This window comes from Streptomyces sp. NPDC057302 (assembly GCF_042667685.1).
GTDB lineage: Bacteria > Actinomycetota > Actinomycetes > Streptomycetales > Streptomycetaceae > Streptomyces.
Map to the genome: position 1 here is coordinate 1 of NZ_JBHUZJ010000168.1, position 3,279 is coordinate 3,279.

At 73.5% G+C, this 3,279-nt stretch carries 2 protein-coding genes; both read left to right on the forward strand.

Annotated features, from left to right (window positions below; all coding sequences use genetic code 11):
• Nucleotides 1-73: 73 nt before the first annotated feature.
• Nucleotides 74-1,105: an endonuclease/exonuclease/phosphatase family protein gene (locus ACFUPX_RS44025; RefSeq protein ID WP_383335381.1), complete on the forward strand. Its 1,032-nt coding sequence runs from the start codon at nucleotides 74-76 to the stop codon at nucleotides 1,103-1,105.
• 60 nt (nucleotides 1,106-1,165) lie between these two features.
• Nucleotides 1,166-3,160 (forward strand): FUSC family protein, encoded by a 1,995-nt coding sequence (locus ACFUPX_RS44030; RefSeq protein WP_383335383.1) that lies wholly within the window; start codon nucleotides 1,166-1,168, stop codon nucleotides 3,158-3,160.
• The last annotated feature ends 119 nt before the right edge of the window (nucleotides 3,161-3,279 follow it).

Genomic DNA, 3,279 nt, shown 5'->3' on the forward strand with positions numbered 1-3,279 from the left:
ATTGCAACCCTCCCGCACCCCTCACCGTCTCTAGGGGAAGATTCGCGCAGCACCCCAGACGGAGAGGCCGGCCTTGGACAGCGCAACCGCAGCGAGGACGGCGCCCCACGAGGACTGGCCCGAGCCGCACGCGAAGAGGCGCCCCCGCCACCGCCCCTCCGCCGGGCTGGCGGGTTTCCTGCTGGCAGGCGTCACCGCCATCCTCGGCTTCCGGATCGCGGACTCCGACGGCGTCACCCCCGTGCCCCAGCTCCTCGCCTTCCTCCCCCTCCTCCTCGCCCCGGCCGTCGCCGCCCTCCTCCTCGCCGCACTCGCCCGCTGGCGCCTGGGCCTCGTCTGGGGAGTCCTCGCGCTCGGCGCCGTCGCCTGGTTCCTGGAGCCGTACGGCAAGACCGACGCGCCCGACGGCCCCGCGGTCGCCGACGTCCGCGTCATGGCGTCGAACGTGGAGTTCGGCCAGGGGACCCAGGGCCTGGTCAAGGCGGTCCGCAAGGAGAAACCCGACCTCCTCTTCGTCCCGGAGTGCGACTACACCTGCTCGGACACCCTGCGCGACGAACTGCCCCGCTCCGACTACCCCTACCGCACCGCCAGCGAGGCAGGCGGCGCCGAAGGTTCGGTGATCGTCAGCAAGCTGCCGCTGAAGAAGGCGAGCGGCGTCGCGGGCACGCTGGGCATGCCCGGAGCCGTGGCCGAGCTGAGGAACGGCCACCAGGTCCGCGTCCAGCTCGCCCACCCCATGCCGCCGCTGCCCAAGCAACTCGGCACCTGGCGCACGGAACTGGCCGCCCTGCGCGACTACGCCGCCGAGGGCAGGCACGCGCACCGGTCGACCATCGTCGCGGGCGACTTCAACGCCACCCAGGACCACGCGGCCTTCCGCGACCTCCTGGACACCGGCGGCGTGCGCGACGCCGCGGCCCTCTCCGGTTCCGCCCGCACCGCCAGCTGGCCCGCCGACCTCATGTCGCCGCTCGGCACCCAGATCGACCACGTCCTCGCCACCCCGGACTTCTCGGCGAAGGACGCGCGCTTCCTGGACATCGGCGACACGGACCACCGGGCACTGGTGGTGGACCTGACACTCCACGAGCCGAACCGCTGAATCCGGTGAACCGCAGGTCAGGGCAGGCAGAGCGGCAACAAGGACGGCAATAATGGCCGCATGCCCCGCCGCGACCCACCCGCACCACCGGGCCCCCTGAGCGCCCTCGCCCCACCTCCCTGGCTGGTCAGGACGCTCAAACCGCAGGCGGCGCCGATCCCGTGGGCGGCGGTGGCGCGCGCGTCCGTCGCCCTGGCACTGCCCCTCCTCATCGGCCTTGCGGCGGGGCAGCCCGCGTACGGCGCGCTCGCGTCCATGGGCGCGCTCTCCGGAGTCATCGGCGACACGGCCGACGCGTACCGCATGCGGATCTTCAACATCGCGGTCCCGCAGCTCTTCGGCGCGCTCGGCGTCACCATCGGCTCGCTCGTCTTCGGGCACGGCTGGATCGCGGTCGGCGTCATCACGCTGGTCGCGCTCGTCTCCGGGATGATGTCCACGATCGGCGCCGTGGCGTCCGTGTCCGGCCTGCTCCTGCTGCTCAACTCCGTGGTGGGGGCGGGGCTGCCCATGCCGGGAGAGTGGTGGCTGGCCCCGGCCCTGATGACGGGCGGCGGCCTCCTCGTCCTCACGCTGGCCCTCCTCGCCTGGCCCTTCCGCTCGGGCATCCCGGAGCGGGCCGCCGTCGCGGCGACCTACCGCAGCGTGGCGGCGCTGCTCGAAGCGGCGGGCACGCAGCGGTACGACGAGGCACGCGCGGCGGTCACCACATCCCTGAACCAGTCGTACGACCTCGTCCTCGCCCGCCGCACCCGCGCGCACGGCCGCAACCCCGATCTGGTGCACCTGATCGCCCAGTTGAACGCGATCACGCCGGTGGTCGAGGCCGCGCCCGCCGCGCACCAGTGCGGGGTTCCGATGCCGCCGGAGTTCCCGGCGGAGGTGCGGCGCCTGGCGGACGCGGTGGCGGCACCGCGGGACGCGGGGGTCCCCGCCCCCGTGCTCCCCGAGCCGCCGGACCCCTCGGCCGACGCGGTCGACCACGCCCTGCGGCACGTGGCGGAGCTCCTCAACGACGCCGACCCGCACGGAATCGTGCACATCAAGGACGACCCCGCCGCCCCCTCCGCCCCCTCCGACCGCCTGGGCCGCCCCGCCGCCCTGCGCGTACGAGCCCGCAGAGCGGCCCGCAACGTCCTCCTCTCCAGCGCGTCCTGGCGCTACGGCCTGCGCCTCGCTCTCTGCATCGGCATCGCGCAGTCGCTGGTGTCCCTGATCGACGTGCCCCGCTCGTACTGGGTGGCGCTCACCGTCACGTTCGTCATGAAGCCCGACTTCGGCTCGGTCTTCTCGCGGGCGATGCTGCGGGCGCTGGGCACGGCGGCGGGCCTCGTGGTGGCGGCAGCGGTCCTGTCCGAGGTCCCGCGAGGCTGGTGGGACGTTCCGGTGATGCTGGTCCTGGCGGCCCTGATCCCGGCGCTCACGACACGCGGCTACGGCTTCCAGACGGCCGCGATCACCCCGGTGATCCTGCTCCTGTCCGACGTCCTGAACCACCAGGGCTTCGGCCTCGTCGTGCCACGCCTGGTCGACAGCCTGATCGGCTGTGCGATCTCGATGGTGGCGGGGTACTTGCTCTGGCCGGAGAGCTGGCACACCCGGATCGGCGACCGCCTCGCCGACGCGGTGGCCGACACGGCGTCGTACGTCGAGAGCGCGTTCGGCACCGCGGTGGACGCGGCGGGGCGGGCACGGATGAGGCGGGGCCTGTACCGGGACCTCTCGGTCATCCGCACGGAGTTCCAGCGCGCCCTGACGGAACCGCCTCCGATGGGGGCGAGGGCTGCGGCGTGGTGGCCGCTGGTGATCGCCGTCGAGCGGATCGTGGACGCGACGACCGCGGCGGCGGTGCGGATTCGGCATGGGGCGGGGGCGCCGACGTTGACCGAGGTGGGGGAGGTGGGGCGGCAGCTTCGGGAGTTGGCGGAGGGGTTGCGGGGCGCGGAGACGCTGGAGGAGGTCCCGACGTCGTTCACCGGCCCCCAGGACAGCGTCCTGGAGCCGCTCCGCCAGGAGGTGGTCGCTGCGCGGGCGATTGCTTCGCCGCGGGGGTGAGGTTCGGGCGTTCCCTGCGGGGCTCTCCCCAATCCCGCCCCTTCCCGAAACCAAGGGGCTCCGCCCCCTGGACCCCCTTCAAGATGTCCTCAAACGCCGGACGGGCTGGACTCTCAGCC

Excerpts from the sequence above, each read along its gene's own strand:
- ACFUPX_RS44030 (WP_383335383.1), top strand. The coding sequence starts at position 1,166 with ATGCCCCGCCGCGACCCACCCGCACCACCGGGCCCCCTGAGCGCCCTC.